15 protein-coding genes and 2 pseudogenes are annotated in these 16,772 nt (G+C 40.5%); all 17 read left to right on the plus strand.

Annotation, left to right across the window (positions count from 1 at the left end; translation table 11 throughout):
- The first annotated feature begins 4 nt into the window (after positions 1-4).
- The 17 genes and pseudogenes from CYK18_RS06190 (at position 5) to CYK18_RS06270 (ending at position 16,719) form a co-directional block, all read left to right on the plus strand.
- On the plus strand, positions 5-4,372 hold the full coding sequence (locus tag CYK18_RS06190; RefSeq protein WP_101785660.1) for a phage tail tape measure protein: 4,368 nt from the start codon (positions 5-7) through the stop codon (positions 4,370-4,372).
- On the plus strand, positions 4,372-5,070 hold the full coding sequence (locus CYK18_RS06195; protein WP_101785661.1) for a phage tail protein: 699 nt from the start codon (positions 4,372-4,374) through the stop codon (positions 5,068-5,070). Before CYK18_RS06190 ends, CYK18_RS06195 begins: the two co-directional genes overlap by 1 nt.
- The gene (locus CYK18_RS06200) at positions 5,067-8,762 is read left to right on the plus strand and encodes a phage tail spike protein (protein ID WP_101785662.1); all 3,696 of its coding nucleotides are present in this window, start codon (positions 5,067-5,069) and stop codon (positions 8,760-8,762) included. The genes CYK18_RS06195 and CYK18_RS06200 overlap by 4 nt, the downstream gene beginning before the upstream one ends.
- Complete coding sequence (locus CYK18_RS06205; protein WP_101785663.1) at positions 8,743-8,946, plus strand: hypothetical protein; 204 nt, start codon at positions 8,743-8,745, stop codon at positions 8,944-8,946. The genes CYK18_RS06200 and CYK18_RS06205 overlap by 20 nt, the downstream gene beginning before the upstream one ends.
- A 2-nt stretch (positions 8,947-8,948) precedes the next feature.
- On the plus strand, positions 8,949-9,299 hold the full coding sequence (locus CYK18_RS06210) for a hypothetical protein (RefSeq protein ID WP_101785664.1): 351 nt from the start codon (positions 8,949-8,951) through the stop codon (positions 9,297-9,299).
- A gap of 9 nt (positions 9,300-9,308) precedes the next feature.
- On the plus strand, positions 9,309-9,725 hold the full coding sequence (locus tag CYK18_RS06215) for a phage holin family protein (protein WP_101785665.1): 417 nt from the start codon (positions 9,309-9,311) through the stop codon (positions 9,723-9,725).
- A 3-nt stretch (positions 9,726-9,728) separates the two neighbouring features.
- Positions 9,729-10,061: a phage holin gene (locus tag CYK18_RS06220; RefSeq protein WP_101785666.1), complete on the plus strand. Its 333-nt coding sequence runs from the start codon at positions 9,729-9,731 to the stop codon at positions 10,059-10,061.
- A 143-nt stretch (positions 10,062-10,204) separates the two neighbouring features.
- Positions 10,205-11,230: a GH25 family lysozyme gene (locus CYK18_RS06230; RefSeq protein WP_101785667.1), complete on the plus strand. Its 1,026-nt coding sequence runs from the start codon at positions 10,205-10,207 to the stop codon at positions 11,228-11,230.
- 314 nt (positions 11,231-11,544) lie between these two features.
- Positions 11,545-11,685: a DUF7720 family protein gene (locus CYK18_RS11270; RefSeq protein ID WP_419991810.1), complete on the plus strand. Its 141-nt coding sequence runs from the start codon at positions 11,545-11,547 to the stop codon at positions 11,683-11,685.
- Positions 11,686-11,947: 262 nt separating this feature from the next.
- Positions 11,948-12,391, plus strand: a complete 444-nt coding sequence (locus tag CYK18_RS06235) for a dUTP diphosphatase (protein ID WP_101785668.1) — start codon at positions 11,948-11,950, stop codon at positions 12,389-12,391.
- Between the two features lies 1 nt (position 12,392).
- Positions 12,393-12,932: a histidine phosphatase family protein gene (locus CYK18_RS06240; RefSeq protein ID WP_101785833.1), complete on the plus strand. Its 540-nt coding sequence runs from the start codon at positions 12,393-12,395 to the stop codon at positions 12,930-12,932.
- A pseudogene (locus CYK18_RS06245) lies at positions 12,929-13,102 on the plus strand (DNA repair protein RadA); the annotation flags it as partial. The gene CYK18_RS06240 and the pseudogene CYK18_RS06245, both read left to right, overlap by 4 nt.
- Positions 13,098-13,400, plus strand: a pseudogene (locus tag CYK18_RS06250) (isochorismatase family protein); the annotation flags it as partial. The pseudogenes CYK18_RS06245 and CYK18_RS06250, both read left to right, overlap by 5 nt.
- 18 nt (positions 13,401-13,418) lie before the next feature.
- Positions 13,419-13,934 (plus strand): histidine phosphatase family protein, encoded by a 516-nt coding sequence (locus CYK18_RS06255; RefSeq protein ID WP_101785669.1) that lies wholly within the window; start codon positions 13,419-13,421, stop codon positions 13,932-13,934.
- 10 nt (positions 13,935-13,944) lie between these two features.
- Positions 13,945-15,309 carry a DNA repair protein RadA gene (gene radA, locus CYK18_RS06260; RefSeq protein WP_101785670.1) on the plus strand — a complete coding sequence of 455 codons (1,365 nt, stop codon included), beginning with the start codon at positions 13,945-13,947 and terminating at the stop codon, positions 15,307-15,309.
- 72 nt (positions 15,310-15,381) lie between these two features.
- Positions 15,382-15,879, plus strand: coding sequence for a beta-class carbonic anhydrase (locus CYK18_RS06265; protein WP_000119802.1), 498 nt, complete (start codon positions 15,382-15,384; stop codon positions 15,877-15,879).
- A 24-nt stretch (positions 15,880-15,903) separates the two neighbouring features.
- A complete protein-coding gene (locus CYK18_RS06270) occupies positions 15,904-16,719 on the plus strand; it encodes a PrsW family intramembrane metalloprotease (protein ID WP_101785671.1) in 816 nt (271 codons plus the stop codon).
- The last annotated feature ends 53 nt before the right edge of the window (positions 16,720-16,772 follow it).

Raw genomic sequence — 16,772 nt, forward strand, 5'->3', positions numbered from 1 at the left:
GTAAATGGCAAGTAATATTGGTGAATTAGTCGCAACCGCTACTTTAGATGTCGCTCCTTTCCAATCGAACGTTGGAAGGTTGAAGACATACTTAAAAGGCGTCGATAATTCCCTAAAAGCTATGGAAAATAACTTTAAGGGCGCTGGCAAGAATGTCACCAACTTAAAGAGCCTTATGGATCAAACTGGTTCTGCTTTGGGAAATTACCAAAAATTATTGAGTCACAAAAGTGAACGATATAATGAATTAAAAGCTAGTATTGACGATGTCTCTACGGCTAGTGATGAGCAGAAAAAGAAATTGCTTGAAGCCGGTACTAGTATGACTGCAACTGCTGCTAAAGTAGCTGAGTTGAAAAACCGTTATGAAGAGTTGGCTAAATCTATGAGACAAGCCTACATAGACGATAGTGCGTTTACTAAATTCGGTAAGAGTGCACAAGAATTGGGTAATAAATTCAAAAATGTTGGTGAAAGCGTATCTGGTTTCGGTTCGGCTCTAACCAAGGGTGTGACTGCCCCTATTGTAGCTGGAGCAGGATTAGCTCTGAAAGCAGCGATCGATTATGAGAGTGCGTTTGCTGGTGTTAAAAAGACAGTAGACGGAACGCCTCAACAATTTGAAAAATTAAGTGCTAGCATTCGGAATATGGCAAAAGAAATGCCAGCTAGTGCTACGGAAATTGCTGCAGTCGCTGAAGCGGCAGGGCAGTTGGGTGTACCGATTGGTTCAATCGAAGGTTTCACTAAAACCATGATTAACCTTGGTGTATCTACCAACTTGAGTGCTGAAGAAGCTGCAACGTCTATCGCTAAAATCGGTAATATCATGCAAGTGTCAGGAGATGATCTTGATAGTTGGTCAGCTAAATTTGGTGCAACTGTCGTTGGTTTGGGAAATAATTTCGCAACAACTGAAAGCGACATTGTCAACATGGCCAATCGTCTTGCAGCATCAGGTAAAATAGCTGGATTGACTACGCCTGAAATCTTAGGTCTATCAACTGCAATGAGTTCGGTCGGTATTGAAGCTGAAGCAGGAGGTACTGCAATGACTCAAACTCTGACTGCTATTTCAAAAGCAGTGTCAGAGGGTGGAAACGACTTAAGACTTTATGCTGAAACTGCAGGAACAACTGCTGATCAGTTCGCTGAAAAGTGGAGAACTAAACCTGCTGAGGCTTTGCAAGATTTCATTAGAGGTCTCGGTAAAGCTAAAGAAGAAGGTAAAGACACCAACAAGATTTTGGACGAACTTGGTCTAACAGGTATCCGACAATCTAATATGCTGAAATCTTTGGGTCTTGCAGCAGAAACAATGGGCAAGGCAGTCGGATTGGCAAATAGTGAATGGGAAAAAGGAACTGCATTAACAGACGAAGCGAATAAACGTTACGAGACAATGCAATCCAAACTCCAAATGCTCAAGAACCAATTGACAGATGTCGCAATTGAATTTGGAGGTCCGTTATTAGATGCACTAAAAGACGGATTAGAAGCAGCAAAACCTTGGATAAGTACACTAGCAGATTTGGCTAAGCAATTCAGTTCCATGTCAAGAGAACAACAACAGAACATCATTAAATGGGGATTGGCGTTAGCTGCTATAGGTCCATTTTTTAAAATTTTAGGTGGTGGTATATCTACTATTGGTGGTCTGATTAAAGCTATAGGCGGTCTATCTAGAGGAATTGGGTTCTTGAGTGGTTCACTCAAGTATTTAAAAGATTTTAAGTTTGCAGCAGGAGCGATGAAGGCATTCGCTGGATCAGCTGGAGCAGTTGAAACTGCAGCAGCAGGCGCAGCGTCTAACGCAGGAGCATTATCTGGCGCATTCGGTGCTTTAGCAAATCCAATCGGCTTATTGGTCGGTGGTACTGCATTGCTTGCAGCAGGTCTTGTTTACTTAGGTAACAAGAAAGATGAAGCAAGAATCAAGACCGAAGAGTTCGGTTCTCAATTAAGCGATACTGCTACCAAAGATTTAAGAGATTTCCAAACCAAGGTTGATGAAACAAGCACTGCAGTCGCTAATTTCGGAACACACGCTGGAGATGCTGAAAAAGTTTCTAGTGCTTTTCGAAAACTTCATGAAGAAGTAGCAGCAGGTGCTGAAAAAGCCAATCAACGTATGGAAGAACTAGCTAAAAAGTTGGGGTTTAGCGATGAAGAAATCGCTAAAATGAGAGCAAAAAATGAGCAAGTTGTTTCAAATACCGATGCAATGGCTAATCAGGTTAGCGAAATTTATAAACGTCATAATGGAGATGCTAGCAAGTTTTCTCAAGAAGAAAAAGAAATCGTCTTAAATAACCAAAGAGAGATGATAAAAGCTAGAATCTCTATGATGGAATTGTCTGGTGAACAACAAAAAGCAGCAATTCAAGCGTTAAATGGAGAAATTAATACTCTAAATGAAACTCAGTTAAATCATTCCAAAGATGTTTTGAAAAAGGCTCTTGAAGAAGAAAATCAATTATACAAAACACAAAAAGACGAGTTAAAACAACTCTTAGACGGTAAAGTTCTTGACCAAGAAACCTACAATAAAAAACTTCAAGCTTTGGAAAGCAATCACCAGCAGACCATGGAAGCACTAGGGGTTAAGTATTACCAGGTTATGCAGAATCTTGACGCAAAACTTAAAGCTAGAACTGGCCAAAGTTGGAATTACTGGGAAGAAGCTAAAAAAGTCCTTGAGGAATACGGTCTATCCTATGAAATGATTGGTCAAAAAGCTGCAGAAGCATCTCAAAAAATGGGCGATTCTCATAGTATCTTAGCTAAATATACTAGTGATATGAGCAAAGAGACAAGAGAAGCAAATGACGCTTGGTCTTTGTTGGTTGGAAATATCAATGAAAATGGTAATTTCGAAGTTAAATCCAACGTTAAAGAAGTTATCGGAGAAGCTACCAAGTCAGCTGAAGGTTGGGAGCAACTGCAATTCATTGTTAAAAACGCAAACTTAAACTCAAATGCCCGAGTAACGATTGCTGAGGCTCTTGTTGAATCTGGTAAGTGGTCAGAAATGAGTTTAGAAGAGAAACAACTCGTTGTCCAAAATCAAGCAGGCTTGCAAGCTATTTTTGATAGCGAGGAAAATCTCAAAATTTGGAATAGTATGCCAGCCGAAGTAAAACAACTTCTATTGGATAAAACAGACGTGATGAACAATGTGGAAATTGCTTCGCAAACTCTTAAAAATTATGATGCTCAAACTCCTAAAATTAAAGAACTTTTGGCAACGGATAAAAATTTCAGAGATGCGGTATCTCGTTCCACAGAAACCTTGAAGACGTGGGACGCAACAACTCCATTTCCTAAAGATTTGAAATTAAATCCTAACGATGTATTGAACAACGGCCGTTTGTCAATTGATAAAATCATGGAATGGAATCTTGCGCAAGCAAATCCCAAATCATTGACTGCAACAGATAACACTGGTAGTGGAGTTGCAAGTGCGCAAGCTAGTGTTGATTCTGCAAAGCAAACGAGCCCGATTGATATCAACGCAACGGATAACACTGCAGGAGCTTCGCAATCTGCAAGCGCAAGTGTAAATTCGCCTACGCAATTGAGTCCGATTGGAATTAATGCAACGGATTTAACAGGGAATCCATCTGCTTCGGCAAGTGCTGGGGTGAACGCAGTTAAGCAAAACTTTCCAATTGATATCAATGCGTCTAATAAGACACAAAGCGAGGCAAGTGCTGCGAGTAATGCAGTAAATGCAGTTAAGCAAAACAGTCCAATAGGTATCAACGCTACCAACAATACAGGCGGGGTAATCAGTACGGTTTGGAACGCCCTTACTTCATTGCCTGGCATCAAGTATATCGATATCATCACGAGGTACTTCACACAAAAACATGCCAAAGGTACGGATAATCACCCTGGTGGTCTCGCTATGGTCAATGACCAACGAGGGACGCTTTATAAGGAATTGATTACACTACCTAACGGAACTTCGTTTATTCCGGAAGGTCGTAACGTAACCTTACCTCTACCACCTGGAACCAAGGTTATGAAGGCCGGTGATACTAGAACGTTGATGAATCGCTTAGGTATGCCGAACTATGAAAAAGGGATTGGTTTTGAAGATACTAAACTTTCTCATTTAACACGTCGTATCAGAGATATTAATACTACTAACCGTTCAAACGAACAAGCTAGAGCCGTTTACACAGTAAACAACACAAGTAATCAAGATCAAGCAATCATAAGAGAATTGGTTGAATTAAAAGCTAGTATTGAAAATCTGTTAGGTAAATTGCTAGAAAAAGATTTCAATACTTACCTTGACGGTAAGGTAATTGCTGAAAACTCGTATCGTTATCAAGGAAATATCATAGGAAGAGAGGGATTGTGATGACAAATTATTTAAAAGTAAATGATTTTACGACTGCTAATATCAAACATTGTGTGGTCATGGATTTTGGAACAATCCATGCAAGCCCTCGTTTCTCTGAGCAGATAAAACTTTATGGAACAAACGGAAGTTACAATATTATCGATGGTACTTTTGAAAATTACGACAGAACTATTCGGATATTCTTTGAACGTTTTGCAGATTTAGCAACATTCGTTGAAAAATTTAAACCAGTTGACAATAAACTAGAATTTAGCTACCAACCAGAAGCTATTTTCTATGCCGATTTACTAGATACAGAAATCACTGTAAGAGGTATGTACGGCTGGGAATTAGCAATTAAATTAGATATGCAGCCTTTCCGTTATCAAAAATCAGTCGAACCTATCGGATTCACTGCTAATGGCACTATCAATAATCCAGGATCTATTTATAGTGAACCGGTCATTGAAATTGAAGGTGACGGGGAAATCTCGTTAACAATTGGCAAGAAAACAATGTATCTGAATATTAGTCGTAAAGCTACGATTGATTGTAGACACAAGAAACAAAACATCTATAATGCCGAAGGTGTTGTTCAAAACACTCTACGAAAACGAGGGGGATTTTTTGAATTGCCTGTAGGAAATAGCGGTCTTGTATTTACTGGTACGGTTCGTAAGATTACTATTCAACCGAATTGGAGGTACATCTTATGATTTACCTTACAAATGGCAATACGCCCTTAAATGAGGCCTACAATGACGAAATTGTCCAGGAACATAACAATACCTATCAATTAACGTTTCGATTCCCTACATCTGATCCTAAATGGGAATTGCTGAAAGAAGAGACTTTCTTGACTGCCGATGACCTGCATGGCGAGCAGGATTTTTATATTTTTGAGGTTGAAAAACAGCAAGGATATATCCAAGTCTATGCTAATCAAGTATTCACTCTCTTGAATAACTATGTGGTCAATCCGATTTCTTTGGATAGGCAGACTGGTTCGACTGCCTTGAGTCGCTTCGCTGGAAGCATAACTCGAGATAATCCGTTCTCATTCTTCTCTGATATTGAAGATAGGCATACCTTTAATATTGATTCTAAGAATGCTATGGAGGCATTTGCGAAAGATAAGCATTCTATTATTGGTCAATGGGGTGGAGACCTTGTGCGCCACGGCTACCAGGTTCAACTTTTAAAAAATGGTGGTTCAGAGAATGAATCGCTTTTTATGTACAAGAAGAACCTGTCTAGCTATCAACACAAGACATCTACTAAGTCTTTGAAGACTCGAATTACCTTCAAGACTACCGTTAAAGGTGAGGGAGAAAAGCCAGTCGATAAGCATTACAAAGTGGTTGTCGATAGTCCACTGATTAACAAATATAGTCAGATTTATGAGGATGTTGTAGAGGTCAACGATCAGGACGTAGTGGATGAAGCAACCCTCTTAAAATACGGCAAACAGTATTTCAGAACAACATTGTGCGATATGCTCGAAGATAGCCTTGAGCTTGAGGTTGTCGGTCAGAGTGACGTGCCTGTCCAGATGTTCGATATTGTGAGTATCTTCCACGAGCACTACAATCTTGACGTGCGCAAGAAAATCACCAAGTACACCTATTCGCCGATGGCCAAGAAGCTGAAATCTATTGGATTCGGTCAATTCCAGTCAGGTCTTGCGAATGCGATAGGTAACGCGGTGAGTGATGCCGTCAAGGGTGAAGCTCAACAACTTCAAGATGATTTTGAAAGGCAGTTAGCCAGAGAACTCAAGAATGCTGATCTTGCATTTGATAGGCAGAAAGAAGAGTTGGTCAATCAATTCACAGACGGTCTCAATGCTGCCAAAGCCAGAGCCGAAGAAGTCAAGAGACAACTCTCTGACACTATCGACCAGCGCTTTAGCAGTTTTAACAACGGCCCATTACAAGAAGCCAAGCGCAGGGCTGAAGAAGCCTTGCGAAACGCTGGCGCAAGTAGCTTACTCGCTCAGGAAGCCAAGCGGATTGGGTTGGATTCTGTTGCCAAACTTGAAGAATTTAAGAGACAGGCTACGAGCGCTCAAACGGCTTTGTCAGGCGATTTGGATGCTCTGAAACGGACGGTTACAAGCGAGGTAAATCAAGCGTCTGAGTATCGCAGAACGACCACAGAGGTTCTTAGTCGAATGACTGGCCAGATGAACGGATTTGCGACGAAATCAGAGGTCAGACAAGATGTAGCTGGTCTGACCGAGACATTTGCCAAGCTTAAAACCGATACGAACAATTTGATTTCTGGAGCCAAAAGCGAAATCACTTTAGCAAAAACAGAATTCAAGAAAACAGCTGATGCTCTATCTGCCAAAATGTCAGCAGTCGAGAGCTATGTTGGTCAAGATGGTCAGCGACAGGATGCCCTACAACGTTATACTCGTGAAGAGAGTGCTCGTCAAGCTAATGCGATTCGTGAGTTAGTCGCTCGTGATTATGTTGGTAAGGCTACTTATCAAGAGGACGTGAGAGGTCTTGAACGTCGATTTAGTGCAATAAGCACGCAGACGAACAATGATATTGCTTCAAAGATAGCTCAGTACAAGCAGACAGTAGACGGCCAATTCGCAAGTATCAGATCTCAGGTAGCTAGTAAGGCTAACCAAGTCGATTTCCAGCGAGTAAGAGAGACCAGCCAGCTCTATGAGCGTATTCTAGGCAATACTGAAAATGGAATTGCGGATAAGGTTGCTCGTATGGCTATGACCAATCAGCTGTTCCAGGTTGAGGTTGGCAAGGCTTTTGCGGGACATCAGAATTTATTCTTAAATTCAACACATACTAAAGGATTTTTAGGAAATAATGGAATCATTTACGTAGCGAATGCTACACAAAAGGAGGTTACATCCGATTTCATTTCAGTAGATCCAAATGAAAAAATTATCTTCCAGCACTGGGTAACTCTTCCTGAGAATGGAATGGCTTGGACCGCTTGGCAATTTTTCGATAAAAATAAAAATCCTATTGATAACCGCAAACCAGGCTTGAATGCCTACAAAACAACAACAGGTAAGCAACACAATATCAATCAAATCACTGTACCAACGAATGCTTATTTCATCAGAGTATCAGCTCGTATGTATAATGACGGTTTGATAAAAATAGAACGCGGTTCAGCTCCGTCTAATTATTCAGCAGCTCCCGAAGATACCGATGAAGCTATTCGTACGGTTCAAACTCAACTAGCTGGCTCGTGGGGAGTTCATAATAAGAACAGTGTCAACGAAATCATAGCTGGTTTTAATCTAGCAGGTCGAAATGCAGGAATTAAAGCAGAGACTATCAGACTTGAGGGGAATACTCTGGCTGATAAATTAACTGCAATTGACGGTTACTTCAAGCGATTATTTGTTGGTGAGGGTACGTTCGCGACTCTGAATGCGGATGTTATACGAACGAATTCTATCACGGCAGATAAGCTGGTATTTAACGAAGCTCTTGCTAATAGAATGGTCTCAAACGAGCATATCACTAACAAATTGGTAGCAAGTAGAGCGTTTGTGAACGCTTTGAAAGCTGTAACAATAGATGCTTCTCAGATTGTGACAGGTACTCTCAAGGGTGACCGTATTTATGGGGGCACAATCCGAGGTACTGAAATCAACGGGACCACGATAACAGGTAATAGTCGAATGACTATTGGTGATAATGGATTCTTGAGACCTACTCAAGAAGGTGGCCTTCAAATTAACGTCCCTGAGACCTATAGTGCGAGCAAGGGAGTTGGTGTTCAATTATTAGGTCGAGAGCTTGGACGAATCCCTAAAGGAATGTTTATTTACAATTCTCCAAATTGGAATGGTGGAAACATTATTGGAGACAATACAGAAGATATACTGCTTACCGTCAAGGGGCGTGTGTCACTTTGTAATCTGCATAATGGTTCTCCTGTTTCTGGAGTTCCTATCATATCGAATTTTGAATATCAAAATCCTATTCGAAATCTATATCCTATTCGATTTATTGGCTGGGATCCTCGAAGTAACCAGCTTTATGTCGACGATGGGACTGGTAAAAGTGGAACATGGTGGATTAGTGTTGATGGGTCTACATCTGACAAAAATTTAAAGACTAACATTGGTGATACGCATTATAATGCGTTAGATTTTGTACAAAAATTGATGTTTAAAGAATTTGATTGGAAGACTGATAAATTTGGATATAAGAAACCTTATACAAATGTCGGATTGATTGCACAAGATGTAGAAAAAATAGATAGTTCACTGGTCTATAAGAAAGGTGAAACTTTAGCATTAGATGATTTTAGATTATTAAATATCGCACTAAAAGCAATTCAGGAGCTTGCTCTTGAAAATAGAAAACTAACACACAGATTGGAGAATTTAGAAAATGAACGAAGAACAGCTTAACCAAGTCCTAATCATGACACTTGATGACATGTTAGTTGATTCAAAGGCATTAATGCTCAGACATAATCTGTCGAAGATTCAACTAAGGGAAAAAGAAGTAGAGAATCAAAGACTTCAAGCACGAGTGGAGGAGCTGGAAGCTCTGCTTGATGAACAAACTAAACCAGCAGACAAAGGAGAATAGACATGGCAGAAACAATTCAAAACACAGATAACTTGCTAGACCTTACAAAAATCACAGAACCATTTGATCTTGCGACCGCTTTGCGATACATGAAAGAAAACGGAGAGTTCATTCGTTGCAAGAATGCAAGCAATGACTTCTATATGTATCGTGATGTTCAAAAGCGTCCTGTGATTGTAAATGGCCGTCGCCAATTCAAGGATGTTGAAACCGTTTGGGCGTTCAACCAGTGGGGTGGGACAACCACAACAATCAACGTAACAGATTTGTTTAATCAGGAGTTCTACATCATGAAATTTGATGAAGAGGGCAATCCTGACTGGACGGATCCAACGGTAGAACCTAAAGAGTAGGAGGTGGATATGCATATTGAATTTTTCAATTTTTTTAGAAGCCTCATCCAAACAGAAGATGGTTTGGTATTGTATGCTCTAGCTCTAATTGTTTCAATGGAAATTATTGATTTTGTGACAGGAACTATTGCTGCGATTGTCAATCCTGATATTGAATACAAGAGTAAAATTGGTATCAACGGGCTACTTCGAAAGATTTTAGGGGTTCTCTTATCGATGATCCTTATTCCAATGTCTGTCCTATTGCCCGAGAAGACAGGCTTCGCATTCTTGTACTCTATTTATCTCGGGTACATCGCATTCACATTTCAATCGCTCATTGAAAATTATCGCAAACTAAAAGGAAATGTCACTCTTTTTCAGCCGATTTTAAAAGCGTTTCAACGCTTGCTTGAAAAAGATGAAGATAAAAATAAAGGAGAATAACACATGCAACAAATTACTGAAATCATTATTGCTTCAGCAACTGGAATCTTGACTATCCTAGCTGGTATCGTAGTCAAATCGATTAAGGATTTTCTTGTCAAAAAGGGTGGAGAAAAGACCATCAAGATTGTTGAAATCTTGGCCAAAAACGCAGTCAATGCGGTTGAGCAGGTAGCAACCGAAACTGGCTATAAAGGCGAAGAGAAGCTGGAGCAAGCACGAACTAAAATCCGTACAGAGCTTAGCAAGTACAATATCAGCATGACTGACAAGGACTTGGACACATTTGTTGAGTCAGCAGTTAAACAGATGAATGATGCGTGGAAGGAGCAATAGAAATGATCAAAATCATTAATAATACGATTTTCAATGGAATTGCAGGTTCTCGTCCGACCGAAAAACCAAAATACTACATCATGCACAATGATGAAGGAGCAATGGCCTAATGCATTGCCATAAAACGAAAGGAAAATAAACAAATGAAAAAAAACGACCTATTCATCGATGTGTCTAGCCACAATGGATACGATATTACAGGTATTTTGTCTGACATGGGTACACAGAATACTATTATCAAAATTTCAGAAGGTACGACCTATTTAAACCCTTGCTTGTCTGCTCAAGTAGAGCAATCAAACCCTATTGGCTTCTACCATTTTGCGTGGTTCGGTGGAGATGTAGACGAGGCAGAAAGAGAGGCACGCTACTTCCTTGATAATGTACCTAAGAAAGTTCAGTATCTTGTGCTTGACTATGAAGACCATGCCAGCGACGACTCACAAGCCAACACAAACGCTTGCTTACGCTTTATGCAGGTTATCGCAGACGCTGGTTATAAGCCTATTTATTATAGTTACAAACCTTTCACGCTCAATAATATTGACTATCAGCAAATTCTTTCACAATTCCCAAACAGTCTTTGGATTGCAGGCTATGGGTTAAATGATGGTACAGCTGACTTTGAATACTTTCCAAGTATGGACGGTATCAGATGGTGGCAATATTCAAGTAACCCGTTTGACAAGAATATTGTCCTGTTAGATGATGAGGAAGATAATTCAATCAGTAAAAACGATCTAAAAAGCCTTAATACCATAGCCAATGAGGTCATTCAAGGCCTTTGGGGCAATGGGCAAGAACGTTTTAATAACCTATCAAATGCTGGTTACGATGCGCAAGCCGTTCAAGACAAGGTAAATGACCTCTTAAATGCTGAAAATACTAGTAAAGACTTGGATACGTTAGCTAATGAAGTGCTACAAGGCTTGTGGGGGAACGGTCAAGAGCGTTTCAACAGACTAACTGATGCAGGTTATGATGCCGAAGAGGTTCAAGACAAAGTAAATAGCCTTTTAGGTGGTGGAAACACCGTAGATCTTAATACCATAGCCAATGAGGTCATTCAAGGCCTTTGGGGCAATGGACAAGAACGTTTTGACAATCTAACAAATGCGGGATATAATGCGCAAGCCGTTCAAGATAGAGTTAACGAATTGCTTTCTTAAAGATCTGACTAAAAATCTGTATGAAACCAAAAATATAGTACACCAACCGCAGGCTCAGGCTTGCGGTTTTTTTGTTTGTTCTGAATCAAGAAAACATCTAACCAACCGACATCAATGTCGGTAGCAAAATAAATGGTTTGCCTGAAAAATTGACTTGTTGAAGTCAACAAATAGCTTTATAAAGCCCTTAGTTGCCAATTTTGTTGAGGTTAACAAAATTAGAGTTTGTATTTCTATTTTGCAAAAACACGCATTTTGAACGATTAGAAACAGGAATTACAATCCTATTGTTCAAAAAAGCGTTTTCTTGAAGAATAGGGAGGGGTTTTGAGCATTGGATAGGTGTGACTTACCTGGTCCCGATTTTGAAAAATGAGTACACGGTAAAACTACTGATTTTATTGGACTTCAAAGTGGAAGATAAAGAGTTGTTAGACTACCTAGTAATGAGCTGAAAATATCGTGACATCGTAGGGTATTCAACTATGATGTACCAGATTGAAAGGGGCGAAAAAGGGGCAAAAGTGTCGTAAATCTCTGTAAAATGATGTAAAAAGTCAACTTTGTTCTCGCTTTAAAGCTCTAAATTTCAACGTATTGTGAAACAGTGTAAATTATCGTACAGCCTATAACTGTTGTGTGCTCTTTTTTTCGTGCTTTTTCCGAATAAATAAGATAGAATAATCTAGAATAAATGATAATAGAAAAGAGAAGATGATGAAAATTCGTGGATTTGAATTGGTTTCTAGTTTTACAGATGAAAATTTATTGCCCAAGCGTGAGACAGCGCATGCGGCTGGTTACGACTTAAAGGTTGCTGTGCGTACAGTTATTGCGCCAGGAGAGATTGTATTGGTTCCGACAGGGGTTAAGGCTTATATGCAGCCGACTGAGGTTCTATACCTCTATGATCGTTCTTCAAATCCTCGTAAGAAGGGCTTGGTCTTGATTAACTCGGTTGGTGTCATTGATGGGGATTATTATGGAAATCCTGGGAATGAAGGGCATATTTTTGCGCAGATGAAGAATATCACAGACCAAGAGGTTGTTCTTGAAGTTGGAGAACGTGTTGTCCAAGCTGTATTTGCTCCTTTCTTAATTGCAGATGGAGATGCGGCTAATGGCGTTCGAACTGGTGGATTTGGGTCAACTGGACACTAAGATGAAGATTATCTTTATACGTCACGGGGAGCCAGATTATAGTATGCTTGATAAACTTGAAAATCCGCAACTCTATAGTGGTTTTGGTCGTGATTTAGCACCATTGACAGGAAAAGGTCGCAGTCTGGCAAAAGAAGTTGCTAAAACTGCATGTTTTGGAAAGGCAGAGATTATTATTTCATCGTCTGTGACGAGGGCTTTAGAAACAGCACATTATATAGCGGTTGAAACAGGATTGGACTTATTTGTGGAGCCGTTTTTTCATGAGTGGCGTCCAGACTTAGATGGTACTAACTCTGATTTAACTAGTGTATTGGTAGCTCATGAATATTATCTAAAACATCAAGGAAGTTTACCTGAAGATTCTCCTTATCGCTATGAAACAGCTCTGGAGATGCGTCATCGTTTTTTAAGAACTTTGGAAAAATATAAAAATTATAAAACTATTATCATTGTAACTCACGGAATGCTCATGCGTCAGTTTGTGCCAAATGAGAAGATTGATTTTTGCCAAGTGATTGAGTGTGAGTTAGAGATATAGAAAGAGGTTTATCATCGCAAAAAAAAGCGACATTTGTATGTCAAAATTGTGGGTATAATTCCCCTAAATATCTGGGGCGTTGCCCCAACTGTGGATCTTGGTCTTCTTTTGTAGAAGAGGTTGAGGTTGCCGAGGTCAAGAATGCGCGTGTGTCCTTGACAGGTGAGAAAAGACAGAAAGAAGAAATTTGTGACCGGCTTGCTGCTTGTATCTTCTCGTATCTTTGAGAAGCGTCGGGCTTCTTGCTTTACTAATCCAGATTTAAAAGATTTTTTAGAGGAAAACGGTGCTAAAAGCATAGAGTTTATAGGGGTAGATGGCAATGGCTGTGTTAAGGCTTCCGTTTTGGCAGTTACCAAGGAGAATTATCAGGTTTCTGTCGATTTGTCTGCTGTCGGAGTTGGCAACCAGAAGAAATTCTCTAAAACACTGAAGCAGTGGCAAGATTGCGGAATCAAGATTGGATAGTTTTATGGGGGTCTTAATATGAAAATTATTTTTATCCGTCACGGGGAGCCAGATTACCGTGAGTTAGAGGATCGTTCTTATACGGGATTTGGGATAGATTTGGCGCCCTTGTCTGAGAAGGGACGGCAACAAGCTCAGAAACTGAGCAAAAATCCCTTGCTTCCTTCAGCTGAAATAATCATATCTTCTGCAGTCACAAGAGCTTTAGAAACGGCTTCTTATGTGGCTTGTGTTACTGGACTTCCTTTAAGAGTGGAGCCATTATTTCATGAATGGCAGGTTTATGAAAGTGGCACAGATAATTTTGAAAAAGCTCGTACTATGTTTCTAGAAAATAAGGGGGAGTTACTTCCTAATAGTCCTATTCAATATGAGACAGCTACGGAGATGAAGTCTCGTTTTCTAGAATGCATGTCTAAGTATCGAGAACACCAGACTGTGGTAGTTGTTGCTCATCGAATGCTCATGCGCCAGTTTGTGCCAAATGAGAAGATTGATTTTTGCCAAGTGATTGAGTGTGAGTTAGAGATATAGAAAGAGGTTTATCATCGCAAAGAAAAAAGCGACATTTGTATGTCAAAATTGTGGGTATAATTCCCCTAAATATCTGGGGCGTTGTCCCAACTGTGGGTCTTGGTCTTCTTTTGTGGAAGAGGTTGAGGTTGCCGAGGTCAAGAATGCGCGTGTGTCCTTGACAGGTGAGAAAACCAAGCCCATGAAACTAGCTGAGGTGACTTCTATAAACGTCAATCGAACCAAGACGGAGATGGAGGAATTCAACCGTGTACTTGGGGGAGGAGTGGTACCAGGAAGTCTCGTCCTCATAGGTGGGGATCCTGGAATCGGGAAATCAACGCTTCTCCTACAAGTCTCAACCCAGTTGTCTCAAGTGGGAACGGTTCTCTATGTCAGTGGCGAAGAGTCTGCCCAGCAGATTAAACTACGTGCAGAGCGTTTGGGTGATATTGATAGCGAGTTTTATCTCTATGCAGAGACCAATATGCAGAGTGTTCGAGCTGAGGTGGAGCGCATCCAACCAGACTTCCTCATTATTGACTCCATTCAGACTATTATGTCTCCTGAGATTTCAGGGGTGCAGGGATCTGTTTCTCAGGTGCGTGAGGTGACTGCTGAGCTCATGCAACTGGCCAAAACCAATAACATTGCCATCTTTATCGTAGGGCATGTGACCAAGGAAGGTACTCTGGCTGGTCCGCGTATGTTGGAGCATATGGTGGATACGGTGCTTTACTTTGAAGGGGAACGACACCATACCTTCCGTATTTTAAGAGCGGTCAAAAACCGTTTTGGTTCCACTAATGAGATTGGCATCTTTGAGATGCAGTCGGGTGGTCTGGTTGAGGTACTCAATCCGAGTCAAGTTTTCCTAGAAGAGCGTTTGGATGGAGCAACTGGTTCCTCCATCGTTGTGACCATGGAAGGGACGCGTCCAATTTTAGCAGAGGTTCAGGCTTTGGTGACACCGACCATGTTTGGAAATGCCAAGCGTACAACGACAGGACTTGATTTTAATCGTGCGAGTTTGATTATGGCTGTTTTGGAAAAACGGGCAGGTCTTCTCTTGCAAAATCAGGATGCCTATCTCAAATCTGCTGGTGGTGTCAAATTGGATGAACCTGCGATAGACTTGGCCGTCGCTGTTGCTATTGCTTCGAGCTACAAGGACAATCCAACTAATCCTCAGGAATGTTTTGTGGGAGAACTTGGTTTGACGGGAGAAATTCGGCGCGTGAATCGTATCGAGCAACGCATCAACGAAGCTGCTAAACTGGGCTTTACTAAGATTTATGTACCTAAGAATTCCTTGACAGGAATCACCCCGCCCAAGGAAATTCAGGTCATTGGCGTGACAACGATTCAGGAAGTTTTGAAAAAGGTATTTGCATAATCCGTGACAAATCCTCTTAAAAATGATAAGATAGGAGAAATATTTGACTATCAAATTTTCGAGGAGGGAATCATGTCGTATTTTGAACAGTTTATGCAAGCCAATCAGGCTTATGTTGCCCTACATGGGCAGTTAAATCTGCCACTTAAACCCAAAACAAGAGTTGCCATTGTGACCTGTATGGACTCACGTTTGCACGTTGCGCAAGCTCTAGGTTTGGCACTTGGGGATGCTCATATCTTGCGGAATGCAGGTGGTCGAGTGACTGAGGACATGATTCGTTCGCTAGTTATTTCCCAGCAACAGATGGGGACAAGAGAGATTGTGGTGTTGCACCATACAGACTGTGGTGCTCAGACCTTTGAAAATGGTCCTTTTCAGGAGTATTTGAAAGAGGAACTGGGTGTCGACGTGTCAGACCAGGACTTCTTGCCCTTCCAAGATATAGAGGAGAGTGTGCGAGAGGATATGCAAGCCCTTATCGAATCTCCCTTAATACCAGACGATGTCATTATCTCTGGTGCTATTTATGATGTGGATACAGGAAGTATGACAGTCGTAGAATTATAAATACTTCATTTAGAAAGAAAGTGTATGAAGAAAAACAGTATTTTATTTATTTTTATTTTATTGCTATGTATTGGTTTGCAGTATGAAACCATCTATTATACGGATGGTTCGATGTCAGGTGCGGAATATGGACTCATGGGAGTTTCTATCTTTCTAGCTCTCTTTTATATGATTCCGGCTCTTTATTTCCTTTTCCGTATTGGGAAAAAATGGGAATTGCCAAAGAAGGCCTTGGTTTTGTCTTTATTGGGAGGAATGTTCCTTTCAGGCTGGTTGTCTAGCTTTGCTAATACCTATATCCATGATTTGCTTGGCGTTCTTTTCCCAGATAGTACATTTTTAAATGCCTTTGAAAGTGCGATTGTGGCTCCTTTGGTAGAAGAGCCCTTGAAATTATTGCCACTTGTTTTTGTTTTAGCTTTGGTTCCTGTGCGAAAATTAAAATCTTTGTTTTTATTAGGGATTGCTTCTGGTTTGGGATTTCAAATGATTGAGGATATTGGCTACATTCGTACGGATTTGCCAGAGGGCTTTGACTTTACTATTTCGAGAATTTTAGAGCGTATCATCTCAGGAATTGCCTCTCACTGGACTTTTTCAGGTTTGGCTGTAGTGGGTGTTTACTTGCTTTACAGAGCCTATAAAGGGCAGAAGGCTGGCAAGAAAGAGGGGCTTATTTTCCTAGGTTTAGCCTTGGGAACTCACTTCTTATTTAACTCTCCTTTTGTAGAATTAGAGACAGAGTTGCCATTAGCGATTCCAGTGGTTACGGCTATTACTCTCTATGGTTTTTATCAGGCTTATCGCTTTGTTGAGAAGAACGATGAGATAATGAACTAGAATATTTTTCAAAAGAATGATGCAAGGGTACAAATATGGTGCCCTTCTTTTAT

It is taken from the genome of Streptococcus mitis (assembly GCF_002860865.1).
GTDB classification, from domain to species: domain Bacteria; phylum Bacillota; class Bacilli; order Lactobacillales; family Streptococcaceae; genus Streptococcus; species Streptococcus mitis_AT.

Coding starts and splice junctions, on each gene's coding strand:
- CYK18_RS06230 (WP_101785667.1), top strand. CDS start 10,205: ATGAAAAAAAACGACCTATTCATCGATGTGTCTAGCCACAATGGATAC.
- CYK18_RS06210 (WP_101785664.1), top strand. CDS start 8,949: ATGGCAGAAACAATTCAAAACACAGATAACTTGCTAGACCTTACAAAA.
- CYK18_RS06190 (WP_101785660.1), top strand. CDS start 5: ATGGCAAGTAATATTGGTGAATTAGTCGCAACCGCTACTTTAGATGTC.
- CYK18_RS06235 (WP_101785668.1), top strand. CDS start 11,948: ATGAAAATTCGTGGATTTGAATTGGTTTCTAGTTTTACAGATGAAAAT.
- CYK18_RS06195 (WP_101785661.1), top strand. CDS start 4,372: ATGACAAATTATTTAAAAGTAAATGATTTTACGACTGCTAATATCAAA.
- CYK18_RS06240 (WP_101785833.1), top strand. CDS start 12,393: ATGAAGATTATCTTTATACGTCACGGGGAGCCAGATTATAGTATGCTT.
- CYK18_RS06215 (WP_101785665.1), top strand. CDS start 9,309: ATGCATATTGAATTTTTCAATTTTTTTAGAAGCCTCATCCAAACAGAA.
- CYK18_RS06265 (WP_000119802.1), top strand. CDS start 15,382: ATGTCGTATTTTGAACAGTTTATGCAAGCCAATCAGGCTTATGTTGCC.
- CYK18_RS06205 (WP_101785663.1), top strand. CDS start 8,743: ATGAACGAAGAACAGCTTAACCAAGTCCTAATCATGACACTTGATGAC.
- CYK18_RS06220 (WP_101785666.1), top strand. CDS start 9,729: ATGCAACAAATTACTGAAATCATTATTGCTTCAGCAACTGGAATCTTG.
- CYK18_RS06255 (WP_101785669.1), top strand. CDS start 13,419: ATGAAAATTATTTTTATCCGTCACGGGGAGCCAGATTACCGTGAGTTA.
- CYK18_RS06200 (WP_101785662.1), top strand. CDS start 5,067: ATGATTTACCTTACAAATGGCAATACGCCCTTAAATGAGGCCTACAAT.
- CYK18_RS06270 (WP_101785671.1), top strand. CDS start 15,904: ATGAAGAAAAACAGTATTTTATTTATTTTTATTTTATTGCTATGTATT.